Raw genomic sequence first — 13,726 nt, 5'->3', positions numbered from 1 at the left:
CTCCCCGGCCGACTCATGTGGAGGAACTCCGGTGCGACAGCAGAGCGGCGACGCCTCCGTCCTCCGCAGGCTCAACTCCGCCGCCATCCTGCGCCAGTTGCGTGCGGCGCGGGTGGCGACGCTGCAGGAACTGGCCAGGGGCGCCCGGGTGTCCAGGCCGACGGCCGAGGTCATCGTCGAGGACCTGATCGCCGCGGGCTGGGCGGAGGAGTGCGGCGAGGAGTCCGGTGAGCGCCAGCGGGGCCGCCCGGCCAGGCGGTTCAGGTTCCGGGCCTCGTCCGGCCACGTGGCGGGCGTGGGCATCGGCGCGTCGCTGCTGCGCGCCATGGTGTCCGATCTGGGCGGGTCAATCGTCGCGTCGCGCCGGGTGCCCAACCATGCGGCGATGTCCGCCCGCGAGCGGCTCGACGCCGTCGCGGAGCTGGTCCACGCCGTCTGCGCCGAGGCGGGGCTGCCCGTGGCTGAGCTGGCCGCGGTGGGCGTCGGCACGACCGGCGTGGTCGACGCCGCCGGGCGGGTGACCAAGAGCGTGGTGCTGCCCGGCTGGAGCGACGTCGACCTGCAGGGCGAGCTGGGCCGCCGGCTGCCCGCGCCGGTGCTGGTGGAGAACGACATGCGGCTGGCGGTGCTCGCCGAGCACTGGCGCGGGGAGGCGCGGGGCCGCAGCGACGTGGTCTACCTGTTCGCCGGCGACCGGCTCGGCCTGGGGCTGCTGATCGGAGGCCGGACGCACCGGGGCGCGCACGCCGCCTCCGGCGAGATCGGGCGTCAGTCGGGCGACCACTGGCGGGCGTTCCGGCATCTGGCCGACTACGCGATGGCCGTCGAGCCGGGCGAGCTGCGCACCCACCGGCAGGCCGCCGAGTTCGCCGTGGCCAGGGCGGAGGAGGGCGACGAGCGCGCGAGAGCCGCCGTCAGGGCCTTCGCCGTCCACCTGGCGGAGGGCCTGCTCACGCTCGTCAACCCGCTCGACCCGGAGCTGGTGGTGATCGGCGGCAGCCTGGCGAGGGCCGGCGCGCTGCTGGTCGAGCCGATCCAGGACTACTTCGACGACCGGTGCCTCTACCCGCCCGAGGTGGCCGCCTCCGGCCTGGGCGGCGAGTGCGTGACGCTGGGCGCCGTCAGGATGGCGCTCGACCACGCGGACCAGGTGCTCTTTTCGTAAAAAGGTTGGATAATTCTTCCCGGCCGGCTCGTCGTCCCAGAGGAAGGGCGCCCGTGAAGGACCTGCGTTTCGGAGTCGTCGGCCTCGGCCTGCGCGTCAACCTGGCCGAGGCCGCCCACCGGCCGGGCCGGGGTTCGGTGGTGGCCGCGGTCTGCGACACGGACCCGGCGACCCTCAAGAGGGAGGCCGCCCGCTTCGGCGACCCGGTGACCAGTCCCGACCACCGGGACCTGCTCGGCCGCGACGACCTCGACGCGATCATCTTGCTGACCCCCGACGACACCCACGAGAGCATCGCCGTCGAGTGTCTCCAGGCGGGCAAGCCGCTCTACCTGGAGAAGCCGCTGGCCATCACCGTCGAGGGCTGCGACGCCGTCCTGCGCGCCGCCCGCGACACCGGCACCCGGCTGTACGTCGGCCACAACATGCGCCACATGGGCGTCGTCAGGCTGATGCGCGACATCATCCGCCGGGGCGACATCGGCGAGCCGAAGACGGTGTGGGTGCGCCACTTCGTCGGCTACGGCGGCGACTACTACTTCAAGGACTGGCACGCCGACCGCACCCGCACCACCGGGCTCCTGCTGCAGAAGGCCGCCCACGACCTGGACGTCGTCCACTGGCTCGCGGGCGGCTACACGACCCGGGTCAACGCCTTCGGCGACCTCATGGTGTACGGCGGGCTGCCGCGCAGGGAGCCCGGCACGCCCCGCCCCGACGGCTGGCCGCGTGACCACACCTGGCCGCCCACCGCCCACCGGGACCTCCACCACGTGGTGGACGTCGAGGACGTCTCGGTCATGAACATGGTGCTCGACAACGGCGTCATCGCCGCCTACCAGCAGTGTCACTTCACGCCCGACTACGTGCGCAACTACACGGTCATCGGCACCGAGGGCCGCCTGGAGAACTTCGGCGACGGGCCGGGCGCCACCGTCAAGGTCTGGAACACCGGCCCCACCGGCTACCGGCCCGACGCCGACATCACGTACCGGGTGCCCGACGCCACCGGCTCCCACGGCGGCGCCGACACGCGCATCATCGAGGAGTTCGCCCGCTTCGCCAGGGAGGGCGGGCCGGTCGACACCTCCCCGGTGGCGGCCCGCATGAGCGTCGCGGCCGGCTACATGGCCACCCGGTCGCTCCGCGACGGGGGCACCCCCTACGACGTCCCGTCCCTGGATCCGTCACTCGTGGCGTACTTCGCCGACGACCGGCGCTGACCGCCCGGCGCGGGCGCGGCGGGCGGTCGGGCCGGGAAGGGTCAGCGCTCGGCTTCGTCGCGCTGCTTGTCGAGGTCGGGGAACGGGGACGGCTGCCGGGCACCCTCCATGAGCTGCCGGGGGCCGGTCGGCCGCTCGGCGCTCCGGGCGTCGGCGACCGCCTCCGCCGCGGCCTTCTCGGCGTTGGCGATCTCGGCGTCCATCTCCGACGGCTTCGGGACCTCGCGGGTGGCCGCCGAGGGCGGGAGCGACTCGGTGAAGGCCTTGGAGACGCCCTGCAGGGCCGAGGTGACCTCGCTGGGGATCACCCAGAACGTGTTGCCCTCGCCCTGGGCGAGCTGCGGCAGCACCTGGAGATACTGGTAGGCGAGCAGCTTCGGGTCGGGGTCGTTGCGGTGGACCGCCTGGAACACCTGGTCGATGGCCCTCGACTGACCCTCGGCCTCCAGGATGGCGGCGGAGCGGGTGCCCTCGGCGCGCAGGATGCGGCTCTGCTTCTCGCCTTCGGCGGTGAGGATCTGCGACTGGCGCTGGCCCTCGGCGGTGAGGATCGCCGCGCGCTTGTCACGCTCGGCCCGCATCTGCTTCTCCATCGCGTCCTTGATGGTCTTGGGCGGGTCGATCGCCTTGATCTCCACCCGGTTGACCCTGATGCCCCACTTGCCGGTGGCCTCGTCGAGGACGCCGCGCAGCTGGCTGTTGATGGTGTCGCGGGAGGTGAGCGTGCTCTCCAGGTCCATCGAGCCGACGACGTTACGCAAGGTGGTCACCGTGAGCTGCTCGACCGCCTGGATGTAGTTGGCGATCTCGTAAGCGGCCGCGCGCGGGTCGGTGACCTGGAAGTAGAGCACGGTGTCGATCTCGACGACCAGGTTGTCCTCGGTGATGACCGGCTGCGGGCGGAACGAGACGACCTGCTCACGCAGGTCGATCACCGGGTAGACGCGGTCGATGTACGGGATGACGAAGTTGAGGCCCGGCTTGAGCGTACGGCTGTAGCGGCCGAGCCGCTCGACGTTGCGCGCTCTGGCCTGGGGCACGATGCGCACCGCTTTCAGCACGGTGAACACCGCGAACAGGATGACGAACAGCCCTACCAGCAGCAGCGGATCCATATCTCACTCCCGGGGATATACGAGGGCGGTGGCGCCGTCGATTTCGATGACGTCGACAGTGGCACCGGTCGGGATCACGAGTGTCTCGTCATACGCCCGCGCTGACCACTCCTCACCGGCCAGGCGGATCCGGCCGTCGTGACCCGTCACCTCCGCGAGAACGTACGCGGGCTTGCCGACGAGCGCCTCCACACCGAACCTGGTCAGCTGCGGCTGGCGGATGTTGTGACGCTTGACGAGGGGCCGGATCACGACCAGCCCGGCCGTCGACGTCAGGGCGAAGACGAGGAACTGCAGCGGAACCGGCAGGCCGACGGCCGCGGCTCCGGCGGTCAACAGGGAGGCGACACCGAGGAGGCCGAGCGCGGCGGTGAGCGTGAAGATCTCGGCAAGACCGAGGACGACTGCGAGAATTACCCAGATGATCCATTCATCCATACTCCGGCCCTCCTATAGGAATAACGGGACCGTCGGCGCCATCGTTCCCTCTCACCACCGTAATCCGGGATTTCCGCTTACGGCAGAGGCCCGGGTGCGAGAAGAGCGCTGCCGGCGCGCCATTTCTCCCAGGAGAGCTGCCAGAACCCCCATCCGTTGTCCCATTCGAGCTCGCGGTCGGTGCCCGTGATCACGACGGGGTCGCCGCGGAGGGAGTGGGCGTAGAACCAGGCGGCCTGGTCGGGGCGGGCGTTGACGCAGCCGTGGCTGACGTTGCGGCGGCCCTGGGCCCACACGTTGTCCTTGGCGTGCACGTACTCGCCGCTGTCGGAGATGCGGACGGCGTGGTCGATCATCACGTCGTAGTAGCCGGGGTCGCCCTCGTCGCGGCCGGGGGAGATCATGCGGACCGGGTGGCCCTTGTCCATGGTCAGGTGGACGCCGCTGGTCGTGGTGTATTCGCGGGTGGTGGCCATGCCGGCGCTGATCGCCATGTGCCGCACGGCGCGGCCGTCGCGGCGGACGACCATGCGGTGGGTCCGGGCGTCGATCTCGGTGGCCTGGTGGCGGCCCACGGTGAAGGCGAACGTCCGGTCGGCGGTGCCGTGGAGGCCGGGGGCTGCCCGGACGCCGGCCAGGTGGGCGGTGACCGTGACGGTCTGCCCGGCGGGCCAGAACCGCCGGGTGCGGTAGACCGCCCGGGTGTCGCCGATCCACCGCCAGGCGCCCTCGACCGGCCGGCCGGCCGTGATCTCCAGGGCGCGCTCCACGGCGGCCTTGTCGCGTACGGGGGAGCCGAAGTCGAGGATGACCGGCATGCCGACGCCCACGGTCTCGCCGGGGAGCGGCGCGGTGGCGGTGAGCTGGAGCGCGCGTCCGGCGGGGCGGGTGCGGAAGCGGCCGGCGGCGACGGTGCGGCCCGCCGCGGTCACGGTGACCGCGTATTCGGCGCCGGGCTTCAGCGTCCAGCGGGAGCGCCAGGTGGTGCCCGCCGCGTCGAGGTCGCCGCGTACCGGGACACCGCCGGAGTGGGCGACGACCCGCTGGAGCGGGCCGCCCTGGGCGCGCACCACGAGCCCCTGGTCGGGACGGGCGCGCGCGGCGCCGAGCGGCGGGGAGACCTGCACCACGGTCGGGGGCGGAGGCTCCGCTCGCACGGCTCCGCAGCCCCCCGCGAGGACGAGGAAGGCGGCCAGGCGGATCGTCGCGGCACGCCGCAGCATGTCACTCCTGATGTTCCTGGGGAAGGGTTCCCCAAGATTAGCGAGGAGTCACGATGCAAGCACACCGAGTCACTTAACCGACTTTTCCGTAGACCTCCCCGAGGCTGACGTCACCCGCCGTCGCGCGGATCGTCACCGCGTCCCCGTCCTGCAGGAACGTCCTGGTCTCGCCGCTGCGCAGCTTGACGGGGTCGGTCCCGTTCCAGGTGAGCTCGATGAGCGACCCGCGCTCCTCGCGCGCCTCCCCGGAGACGGTGCCGCTCGCGAACAGGTCGCCGGTACGCAGTGAGGCGCCGTTCACGGTGAGGTGGGCGAGCATCTGGTCCGGCGTCCAGTACATGTCCCGGTACGGCGGACGGGAGATCACCTCACCGTTGAGCTCGACCTCCAGCGTGATGTCGAGCCCCCAGTCGTCCTTCCTGCGCAGGTAGTCGATCGGCTCCGGGTCCTGCGTCCGCCCCGGCACCCTGGGCAGCGCCTCCAGCGGCGTCACCCAGGGCGAGATCGAGGTCGCGAACGACTTGCCCAGGAACGGCCCGAGCGGCACGTACTCGAACGCCTGGATGTCGCGCGCGCTCCAGTCGTTGACCAGCGTCACCCCGAACACGTGGTCCTCGAAGGCCCCGGCCGGTGAGCCCAGCTCGGACGGCACGCCCACCACGAACCCCAGCTCGGCCTCGACGTCGAGCTTGGCCGTCGGCCCGTACACCCCCGCCCGGAGCTGCCCGTGCGGGCGCCGGACCGGCGTGCCGGACGGCACGACCGTGCCGGCCCTGCCGTGGTAGCCGACCGGCAGGTGGCGCCAGTTCGGCTTGAGCGGCTCGGCGTCGGGCCGGAAGATCCGCCCGACGTTGCTCGCGTGCTCCAGCGAGCAGTAGAAGTCGACGTAGTCGGCCACCTCGAACGGCATGTGCAGCCGCACCTGCTCCAGCGGGACCAGGTGCGGCTCGGTCACCGCGAGGTCGCCGGACAGCTTGTTCCTGATCAGGCGGCGCGTGTCGTGCCAGGCCGAGCGGCCGCGCGCCATGAACGGGTTGAGCGAGGGGGCGGCGAACACCTCGTCGTGCAGCGCCGCTGCCAGGTCGAGCACCCGGTCGCCGTAACGGACGCCGACCCGGGGCGCCTCCCCCTGCCGGGAGAAGACCCCGTAGGGCAGGTTGTCCAGTCCCCAGCTCACTCGTCCTCCTCGATCAGGCCCAGCGCCTTCAGGTCGTCCATCGGCGTGGTCGTGCTGCAGGAGCCGTAGCTGACCAGGAGCTGCCTGGCCCGCTTCGCCGTCTCCTCGGGGATGGCCCGCGCGATGCGCGTGAGCTGGCCCACGTCGGTGATGCGCAGGGTGGGTGCCGGGTCGCGGCCCTCGACGGCCTCGCACACGGCCACCAGCAGGTTGAGGAAGCCGTGCCGGTCGACGCTGAGCGTCGGGTCGAAGTGGCGCACGGCGTGGTGCAGCCCGGCGGTGGCCTTGAACGGGATGTCGGCGGCCACGCAGAACCTGATGAAGGAGGCGAGGTGCTCCACCGGCGGGAACGCCTCGGCCCGGGCGCCGCCGCAGCGCACCTTCAGGCCCACGCCCTCGGGCACGTCGGGGACGAACTTCCCCGGCGGCACCTCGACGAACAGCCGCACCCCGCCGGGCAGCGCGCGGAGCAGCTCGCGGGCCAGCTCCTCCACCCCACGCTCGGGCGGCAGCTCGGCCTCCGCGATGTCGACGGGCAGGCCGGTCAGGTCCGGCAGTTCCGGGGTGTCGAGGATCAGCCCGACCCACCGCGGCCGGAACTGCTCGGCGCGCAGCCGGCCGAGCCTGCTGGCCGGGCAGAGGAAGCGGTGGGTCAGCACCCGGCTGCCCCGCTCCTGGTTGCGCCGGTGGCGGTCCAGCGCGTCGGACATGTGCAGTGACGTCGGCGGGAACAGTCCCGCGTCGTCGATCAGAGCGGTGTAGAGCGTCATCGTGACCAAGTCCAGGCGTATCCGGGGTCCTCGCAGGCGAGCGCGCCCTGCCCGAGGTCGAGCGGGCGGAAGGTGTCGACCATCACCGCCTTCTCACTGGTGGTGGTGACGCCCTTGGCGACGGCGTCGATCACCGCCTCGACCGCGCCGGGCTGCGGCCCGTGCGTGAAGCCGGCCGGGTGCAGCGAGATCGAGCCCACGTCGATGCCCGACCCCTTCCGCGCCGAGTAGTCGCCGCCTACGTAGAACATGAACTCGTCGGAGTCGACGTTGTGGTGGTTGTACGGGATCGGCACCGACTCCGGGTGGAAGTCGAGCGGCCGCGGGCAGAACGAGCAGATCACGAAGCCGGGCCCCTCGAACGTCTGATGGACGGGCGGGGGCGCGTGCGTCTTCTTCACGATCGGCTCGAAGTCGTCGATGTTGAACGCGTACGGGTAGAGGTAGCCGTCCCAGCCGACCACGTCGAACGGGTGGTGGCGGTAGACCAGCCGGGTCAGCCCGCCCCTGGTGCGCACCAGCACCGGCACCTCCTCGCCCTCGGCGAGCAGCGGCTCGGCGGGCGCCCGCAGATCGCGCTCGCAGTAGGGGGCGTGCTCCAGGAACTGCCCGTACTGCGACAGGTAGCGCTTGGGTGGCCTGATGTGCCCGGACGCCTCGACAGTCAGCACGCTGACCCGCCCCACCGGCACCCAGCGGTGGATGGTGCCCGTCGGGATGACCACGTAGTCGCCGGTGCCGGCCTCGATCACGCCGTACGTGGACTCGAAGCGGGCCGTGCCCTCCTGGACGTACACGCACTCGTCGCCCATCGAGTTGCGGTAGAGCTCGCTGGGCCGGTCGCTGGTGGCGTACGACAACCGGACGTCGCCGTTGCCCGCCAGCAGGATCCGCCCGGACACCAGGTCGCCCGCGCTGGAGAGCTGCGTGGTGCGGAAGTGGCGCGGCGACAGCGGCAGGTTGGGCTCCAGGCGCGTGTCGGCCGTGGGGGCGACGGCCTCGGCCTTGACGATCGCGGTCGGCAGGTGGCGGTGGTACAGCAGCGACGAGTCGGACGAGAATCCCTCCTCGCCCATCAGCTCCTCGGCGTACAGACCGCCGTCGGGCCGCCTGAACTGCACATGGCGCTTGCGGGGCACCTCGCCCACGGCGCGGTAGTACGGCATCCGCCCCTCCCAGATCGTCCGATTATCGGACGTATGTGTCCTCTATGCGTGACAACCGTCCGTCATCCCCGGACGGATGTCAACCGTCACCCCATGGCGGCGGCAAGCTCGGCGGCGGCCTCGACGACGCGAGGTCCGGTGGACTCCGCGAGCGGCCCGAACGTGACCACCCCGACCGAGGCCTCCAACCAGGGCAGCCCCAGAACGGGCGCCGCCACCCCCCGGGCTCCCTCCTCCAACTGCCCCTCGGTCACCAGATATGCGGACCCGCCCTCGCGACCTGCCAGGATCGCCCGCCCGGCCGCGCCTTTCGCCAGCGGATGGCGGGCGCCCTCCCGGTAGGCCACGTGCATGTCCGTCCACGACGGCTCGACCACCGCCACGGCCAGCGCGTCGTCGCCCTCGGCCACGGTGAGGTGCGCGGTCGCGCCCACCTGCTCGGCCAGCCGCCGCAGCGTCGGCAGGGCCGCCGCGCGCAGCAGCGGCTGCACGGCCCGCGCCAGTGCGAGCAGCCCGAACCCCAGATGCACCCGGCCCTCGTCGTCGCGGCGCACGAACCCCTCGTTGAGCAGGGTCGTCAGCAGCCGGTACACCACCGGGCGGCTCAGCGACAGCTCCGCGCTCAGTTCGGTCGGGGTCCGCCCGCCCTTCCCGTCGGAAAGCAGCCTGAGCAGGCGGAGCCCGCGTTCGAGCGTCTGAGCGGATTCAGCGGCCATGAAGCGATTATCCAGCCACGGTCATGGGGGAGCGGTGACTGTATGCGGTGAAAAGGGTACGTAGGGGAACAGAACACCGGGGGGTAAGGATGCGGCAAACGTGGATACTCCTGGTTGCCGGGCTGGCCATGTGCGCTTTCCTCCCCGCGCTTCCTTCCGTGGGATCACGGGCGCTCTACGCCACCAGGGCCGCGCCCGCGGCGACCCCGTTCGACCGGCTGGTGGAGGACACCTTCTACCTGACCGTGGGCATCGAGGTCGAGCAGCGCCTGATGCCCGTGGAGAAGGGGGCACGCATCCGTCCGGGCCCGCGCCTCGCGCCGGGGATCGGGGTGGACGCGACCGGCCGCGTGTACGGCAGGCCCGAGCGGGCCGGCACGTACGCGGCCCAGGTCCAGATCTGCCGCGATCAGGCGTGCGACGAGGAGCGGGTCACGTTCGTCGTGCTGCGCAACGTGCCGTGGGCGCCGGGCGCGCTCACCTTCCCCGGCAGGGCCGGGCAGCGGCTGGACGGGAACATCCAGATCAGGGGCGGGCCCACGGGGGTGCCGCCGACGTTCACCGTGACCCGCCAGGGCGCGCTGCCCCCGGGCGTCACCATCGGCCCGGACGGGCACGTCGGCGGCGTGCCCGTGGAGTCCGGGGTGTCCAGGGTGCCGGTGCGCATCTGCCTGGCGGGCAACTGCGCGGGCGTGGTGGTGACGTTGATCGTCATCTGACCCCTTGATCCGGCGGGGGTCTCCGGGTCACCGTGGTCCCATGAAATCGGTCATCGTGGTCGGATCGGGCATTTGGGGTTCATCGCTGGCGTTGCGGCTGGCCGAAACCGGATGGCGGGTGACGCTGGTCGAGCAGCACCAGGCGGGACACGTACGGCAGGCCAGCGCGGGCGAGACCCGGCTGATGCGCTGCTCGCACGGCGGCGAGGAGTGGTACGCGCGCATGGCGTGGCGGGCGCGCGACGGCTGGCGGCGGCTCGGCGAGCGCGCCGGGGAGGAGTTGTACGCGGAAGCAGGCATGCTCTGGTTCGCCCGGACGCCGGACGGGTGGGAGCACGCCAGCGCCCAGGTCCTGAAAAATCTGGATATTCCGTGCGAGGTCCTCGACCCGGCCGACGGCGCCCGCTTCTTCCCCGACTACAGCCCCGCCGGCCTCAGCCACCTGCTGTGGGAGCCGCACGCCGGCGTCATCAGAGCACGCCGCGCCACCCAGGTGACCGCCAGGCTGGCCGAGTCCGCCGGCGCCCGGATCGTCCGGACCCGCGCGACCCCGGCGCCCGGCGCCGCCGTCGAGGCCGGGGGCGAGGTGCTGACCGCCGACCGGGTGGTGTGGGCGTGCGGCGCCTGGCTGCCCGAGCTGTTCGAGGTGCCCGTGACCGTGACCAAGCAGGACACGCTGCACTTCGCGGTCCCCGCCGCGTGGACCACGCCCGGCACGCCCGCCTGGGTGGACCACGCCGCCGCCGCTTACGGCCACGGTGACGTGGACGGCGTGGGCATGAAGGCCACCTCCGACGTCGAAGGCCGCCCGTACGAGCCCGAGCACGGCGAGCGCGCCGTGGACGAGGCCGGCGTCGCGCGCGCCCGGTCCTACCTGGCGCGGCGGTTCCCGTCGCTGGCCTCGGCGCCGGTGCTGTTCAGCCAGGTCTGCCAGTACGCGCTCACTCCCGACGCCGAGTGGATCATCGCGGAGACCGAGCCCGGCGTGTGGCTGCTCGGCGGCGACTCCGGCCACGGCTTCAAACACGCCCCGGCGCTGGCCGAGTACGTGGCGGGGATCCTCGACGGCGAGTACGGGCCGGAGCCGAGGTTCGGGCTGCACGAGCGGGCACCGGCACGCGGGCTGCGGACCAGCGGGCGGGCCTCAGCTTGAGACGGCCTCCAGACGGGCCGGGGCGCGCAGGTTGCGCACGCCGGGGGAGAGCAGCGCCGCGCAGGTGGACAGCACCACCAGGCCGCCGCACGCCAGCAGCGCGTTCTGCACGCCCATCAGCGCCGCCGCCGGCGCCGCCAGCATGAGCCCGATCGGGCCGAACATCAGCGAGCCGAGCGCGTCGTACGAGCTCACCCGCGACAGCGACTCCGGCGGGACCTCCCGCTGCATGGTCGTCATCCACAGCACGCCGAACACGTCGAAACAGACGCCCAGCACGAACGCGCCCACTACCGTCACCCACAGCGGCGAACCCGTCCCCAGCAGGAAGTACGGCAGCGCCGCCGGCAGGCAGAGCAGCGTGCCGACCAGGATCGGCCGGCGCGGCCGCACCCGCAGCGACACCACCACGCCCGCGATCGTGCCGATCGCCTCGCCGGCCAGGAACGCCGACCACGCCGCCGGGCCGCCCAGGCTCTCCTTGGCCAGCAGCGGCCCGAGCACCCCGTGACCGGCCTGGATCGCCATCACCAGGATCGAGAACTGGGCGACCACCACCCAGATCCACTGCCGGGAGCTGAACTCGCGCCAGCCCTCGCGCAGATCCTTCAGCACCGAATGCCGCTCCTCGCGCTCGCGCACCAGAGGAGTGGGCCGCACCAGCGAGATCAGCACCCCCGCGGTGGCGAACAGGGCGCCGCTGACCGCCAGCGCCCACCCGCCGCCGACGAGCACCACCGTGGCGCCGCCGAGCACCGCGCCGCCCATCCTGGCGACGTTCGCGCCCAGGCCGAGCAGCGCGTTGCCGGCCTGCAGCCGCTCGGCCGGCACCACCTCGGGGATGATCCCGGTCAGCGCGGGATAGAGCGCGGCGACGGCTATCCCGCTGAAGGCGGCCGCGGCGACCAGGCCGACCAGGGGGGTCCAGCCGGACAGCAGCATCGCGCCCAGGGTGAAGAAGGCCAAGGCGTTCGCCCACTCGCCGAACTGCATCACCCGCTGCCGCGGGAACCGGTCGGCCAGCACCCCGGCGAACAGCATGAACAGCACCATCGGGAGCGCCTCCGCGGTCAGCACCACCGACAGCGTCGTGGCGGTGGCGCCGGGCAGGTCGAGGATGCCGAAAGCGAGGGCCACCGGGGCGAACGCGGCGCCGAGCATCGAGATGGTCCGGGCCGCGAAGAGCAGGGCGAAGCGCCTGTCCCGGAACAGCCCGAGATCGCCGAGGATTTCACGCACGCTCAAGTGTGACGGGTACGAAGCGATGGTGTCGTCCCATTTTCCACACGCCCGGACACAGGCGGTAGAGATCGACCGTTGATACCGATATCGTGCGAGATGCCAGCCGATCACTCCCCGGAAGTCAAGGTGCCATGCGACTGCGGCAGCTCTTCGTCATCGGTCTCGCGCTCTCCCTCCTCGGCATCGGCGTCCCCGCGTGGTCGCAGGACGATCCGCGCAGCTGCAACGACCTCATGGCGGAGGACACCCCCGCGTACGTCGTCTGCCGCTGGATGGCCACCCCCGAGGAAGCCGCCGAGATCGCCCGCTTCTGGCTTGACAACGACGGTCAGAACATGCGCGACACCGGCCCGATGGACCCGATCGTCATCGACTGCACCGAGAGCGACTGCCCCACCGACTCGGAAGGCGACGGTCAGTCGCACGACGTCGGCAGCCCCGACGTCGAGGGCGCCGAGGACGGCGGGCAGCCCGAGTGCCCGACCGCCGAGCCCTGCTTCGTCGACCCCGACGAGGTCACCGGCGCCGCCGTGAAGAAGGCCGCCGAGACCCCCGCCGGCCAGGCCGTCAAGACCTCCGCCACGAGCGGCATGCGCGTCTGGATCGACGCCGAGCTGGCCGACGACCACCAGGCCGGCAACCTCGCCGAGGCCGCCAAGAAGATCGCCGCCCTGGCCGCCCAGCCCGGCGTCGCGGGCATCCGCTTCAGCTCCGGCCTCGGCTACGACCGGACGTTCGCCACGGCCGACGAGCTGGACACGTTCGTCGCCTCGGCCTCCGCCGCGCTCCGCAAGCTCGCCCCCGGCAAGAAGCTCGCCGTCCACACCGCGGTGCCCGTCTTCGGCTGCGGCGCCGTCGCCGAGTGCACCGAGGCCCTCGCCAAGAAGCACCCGCTGCTCGACCCCGACCGCATCGGCGCCTGGCTCGCCAAGGGCCTCGTCGACCAGCTCTCCCTCGACGGCGGCCACCTCGCCACCGAGTACGCCACGTGGCGGATCGACGCCGCCACCGCCCAGCGCAACCAGTGGATCCAGGTCCGCGCCCGCGCCTGGGACGCCTACGCGCACATCGCCGCCGAGGACACCGGCTTCGCCGCCCCCGGCGGCTCCCGGCTGACCACCGAGCAGGCCACCCAGACCATCACCGACCGCATCGCCGCCCCGCTCCAGGACGCCGCCGCCGGCACCATCACCCTCTGGACCCGCTGGCAGGACGCCCAGGGCCAGGTCAGCCGCGTGTACGGAGAGAAGTGGGCCGCCAACCCCACCTGGGACCAGCTCAAGAAGCTCACCTCCATCCGCCCCCGCCTCGCCACCCTGTACGACCCGGCGACCCCGGAGGTGGACGTGGCCACAGACCTCCGCAACCTGTCCGAAGTCTTCGGCCAGCTCTACATCCGCACCGCCTGAACAGCGCGGTCTTCCCCCAGGGCGCTCCGCGCCCGAGAGCTCAGGGGCCGGCCCCCTCGCCGGGGGTGTGGGGCCCCGGGGGATGGGCCGTTTGGACTCTGTGAAGGCACCTGGAATCGATCAAGACCACAGGCGGACCCTTCGCGTTGACTGTGGCTGAGTTCGAGCCAGGAGGCCGGGCGGCGGCACGGGCGCATCGACTGCTTGGAT

The 13,726-nt window shown here is 72.2% G+C and carries 13 protein-coding genes; 5 read left to right on the top strand and 8 right to left on the bottom strand.

Features of this window, described 5'->3' with window-relative positions; all coding sequences use genetic code 11:
- Positions 1-31: 31 nt before the first annotated feature.
- Positions 32-1,165, top strand: a complete 1,134-nt coding sequence (locus FR742_RS32185) for an ROK family protein (RefSeq protein WP_148035093.1) — start codon at positions 32-34, stop codon at positions 1,163-1,165.
- A gap of 53 nt (positions 1,166-1,218) precedes the next feature.
- Positions 1,219-2,388, top strand: a complete 1,170-nt coding sequence (locus FR742_RS32180) for a Gfo/Idh/MocA family protein (RefSeq protein WP_148035092.1) — start codon at positions 1,219-1,221, stop codon at positions 2,386-2,388.
- A 41-nt stretch (positions 2,389-2,429) separates the two neighbouring features.
- On the opposite strand, the gene FR742_RS32175 is transcribed toward FR742_RS32180, so the two are convergent.
- The 7 genes from FR742_RS32175 to FR742_RS32145 all read right to left on the bottom strand — a co-directional run bounded on the left by FR742_RS32175 (position 2,430) and on the right by FR742_RS32145 (position 8,993).
- The gene (locus FR742_RS32175) at positions 2,430-3,503 is read right to left on the bottom strand and encodes an SPFH domain-containing protein (RefSeq protein ID WP_148035091.1); all 1,074 of its coding nucleotides are present in this window, start codon (positions 3,501-3,503) and stop codon (positions 2,430-2,432) included.
- 3 nt (positions 3,504-3,506) lie between these two features.
- Entirely contained in the window at positions 3,507-3,941 is a 435-nt protein-coding gene (locus FR742_RS32170; RefSeq protein WP_148035090.1) for an NfeD family protein, read from the bottom strand.
- A gap of 77 nt (positions 3,942-4,018) precedes the next feature.
- Entirely contained in the window at positions 4,019-5,164 is a 1,146-nt protein-coding gene (locus FR742_RS32165; RefSeq protein WP_261808912.1) for an Ig-like domain-containing protein, read from the bottom strand.
- A 73-nt stretch (positions 5,165-5,237) separates the two neighbouring features.
- Complete coding sequence (fahA, locus tag FR742_RS32160; RefSeq protein WP_148035089.1) at positions 5,238-6,341, bottom strand: fumarylacetoacetase; 1,104 nt, start codon at positions 6,339-6,341, stop codon at positions 5,238-5,240.
- Entirely contained in the window at positions 6,338-7,111 is a 774-nt protein-coding gene (locus FR742_RS32155; RefSeq protein WP_187281471.1) for a hypothetical protein, read from the bottom strand. The genes fahA and FR742_RS32155 overlap by 4 nt, the downstream gene beginning before the upstream one ends.
- Positions 7,108-8,277 carry a homogentisate 1,2-dioxygenase gene (locus FR742_RS32150; RefSeq protein ID WP_148035087.1) on the bottom strand — a complete coding sequence of 390 codons (1,170 nt, stop codon included), beginning with the start codon at positions 8,275-8,277 and terminating at the stop codon, positions 7,108-7,110. Before FR742_RS32150 ends, FR742_RS32155 begins: the two co-directional genes overlap by 4 nt.
- 86 nt (positions 8,278-8,363) lie before the next feature.
- Entirely contained in the window at positions 8,364-8,993 is a 630-nt protein-coding gene (locus tag FR742_RS32145) for a helix-turn-helix domain-containing protein (RefSeq protein ID WP_148035086.1), read from the bottom strand.
- 158 nt (positions 8,994-9,151) lie between these two features.
- On the opposite strand from FR742_RS32145, the gene FR742_RS32140 reads away from it, so the two are divergent.
- Together FR742_RS32140 and FR742_RS32135 are read left to right on the top strand one after the other, a co-directional pair.
- Positions 9,152-9,712, top strand: a complete 561-nt coding sequence (locus FR742_RS32140; RefSeq protein WP_148035085.1) for a hypothetical protein — start codon at positions 9,152-9,154, stop codon at positions 9,710-9,712.
- Positions 9,713-9,752: 40 nt separating this feature from the next.
- Positions 9,753-10,865 (top strand): FAD-binding oxidoreductase, encoded by a 1,113-nt coding sequence (locus FR742_RS32135; RefSeq protein ID WP_148035084.1) that lies wholly within the window; start codon positions 9,753-9,755, stop codon positions 10,863-10,865.
- Here the strand turns inward: FR742_RS32135 and FR742_RS32130 are convergent.
- Positions 10,857-12,104 (bottom strand): MFS transporter, encoded by a 1,248-nt coding sequence (locus FR742_RS32130; RefSeq protein WP_222709311.1) that lies wholly within the window; start codon positions 12,102-12,104, stop codon positions 10,857-10,859. The two genes, FR742_RS32135 and FR742_RS32130, sit on opposite strands and share 9 nt — an antisense overlap.
- 134 nt (positions 12,105-12,238) lie before the next feature.
- Here FR742_RS32130 and FR742_RS32125 point away from each other — a divergent pair, with 134 nt between their 5' ends.
- The gene (locus tag FR742_RS32125) at positions 12,239-13,516 is read left to right on the top strand and encodes a hypothetical protein (RefSeq protein WP_148035082.1); all 1,278 of its coding nucleotides are present in this window, start codon (positions 12,239-12,241) and stop codon (positions 13,514-13,516) included.
- Positions 13,517-13,726 lie beyond the last annotated feature (210 nt).

Source organism: Nonomuraea sp. C10, from assembly GCF_008017515.1.
GTDB lineage: Bacteria > Actinomycetota > Actinomycetes > Streptosporangiales > Streptosporangiaceae > Nonomuraea > Nonomuraea ferruginea.
The sequence above is the reverse complement of the archived record's forward strand: the minus strand, read 5'-3'. Positions and strand labels throughout refer to the sequence as shown.

Bases quoted from the DNA above. Each gene is read 5' to 3' on its own strand.
- FR742_RS32165 (WP_261808912.1), bottom strand. From the start codon at position 5,164: ATGCTGCGGCGTGCCGCGACGATCCGCCTGGCCGCCTTCCTCGTCCTC.
- FR742_RS32170 (WP_148035090.1), bottom strand. From the start codon at position 3,941: ATGGATGAATGGATCATCTGGGTAATTCTCGCAGTCGTCCTCGGTCTT.
- FR742_RS32135 (WP_148035084.1), top strand. From the start codon at position 9,753: ATGAAATCGGTCATCGTGGTCGGATCGGGCATTTGGGGTTCATCGCTG.
- FR742_RS32125 (WP_148035082.1), top strand. From the start codon at position 12,239: ATGCGACTGCGGCAGCTCTTCGTCATCGGTCTCGCGCTCTCCCTCCTC.
- FR742_RS32145 (WP_148035086.1), bottom strand. From the start codon at position 8,993: ATGGCCGCTGAATCCGCTCAGACGCTCGAACGCGGGCTCCGCCTGCTC.
- FR742_RS32175 (WP_148035091.1), bottom strand. From the start codon at position 3,503: ATGGATCCGCTGCTGCTGGTAGGGCTGTTCGTCATCCTGTTCGCGGTG.
- FR742_RS32150 (WP_148035087.1), bottom strand. From the start codon at position 8,277: ATGCCGTACTACCGCGCCGTGGGCGAGGTGCCCCGCAAGCGCCATGTG.
- FR742_RS32155 (WP_187281471.1), bottom strand. From the start codon at position 7,111: ATGACGCTCTACACCGCTCTGATCGACGACGCGGGACTGTTCCCGCCG.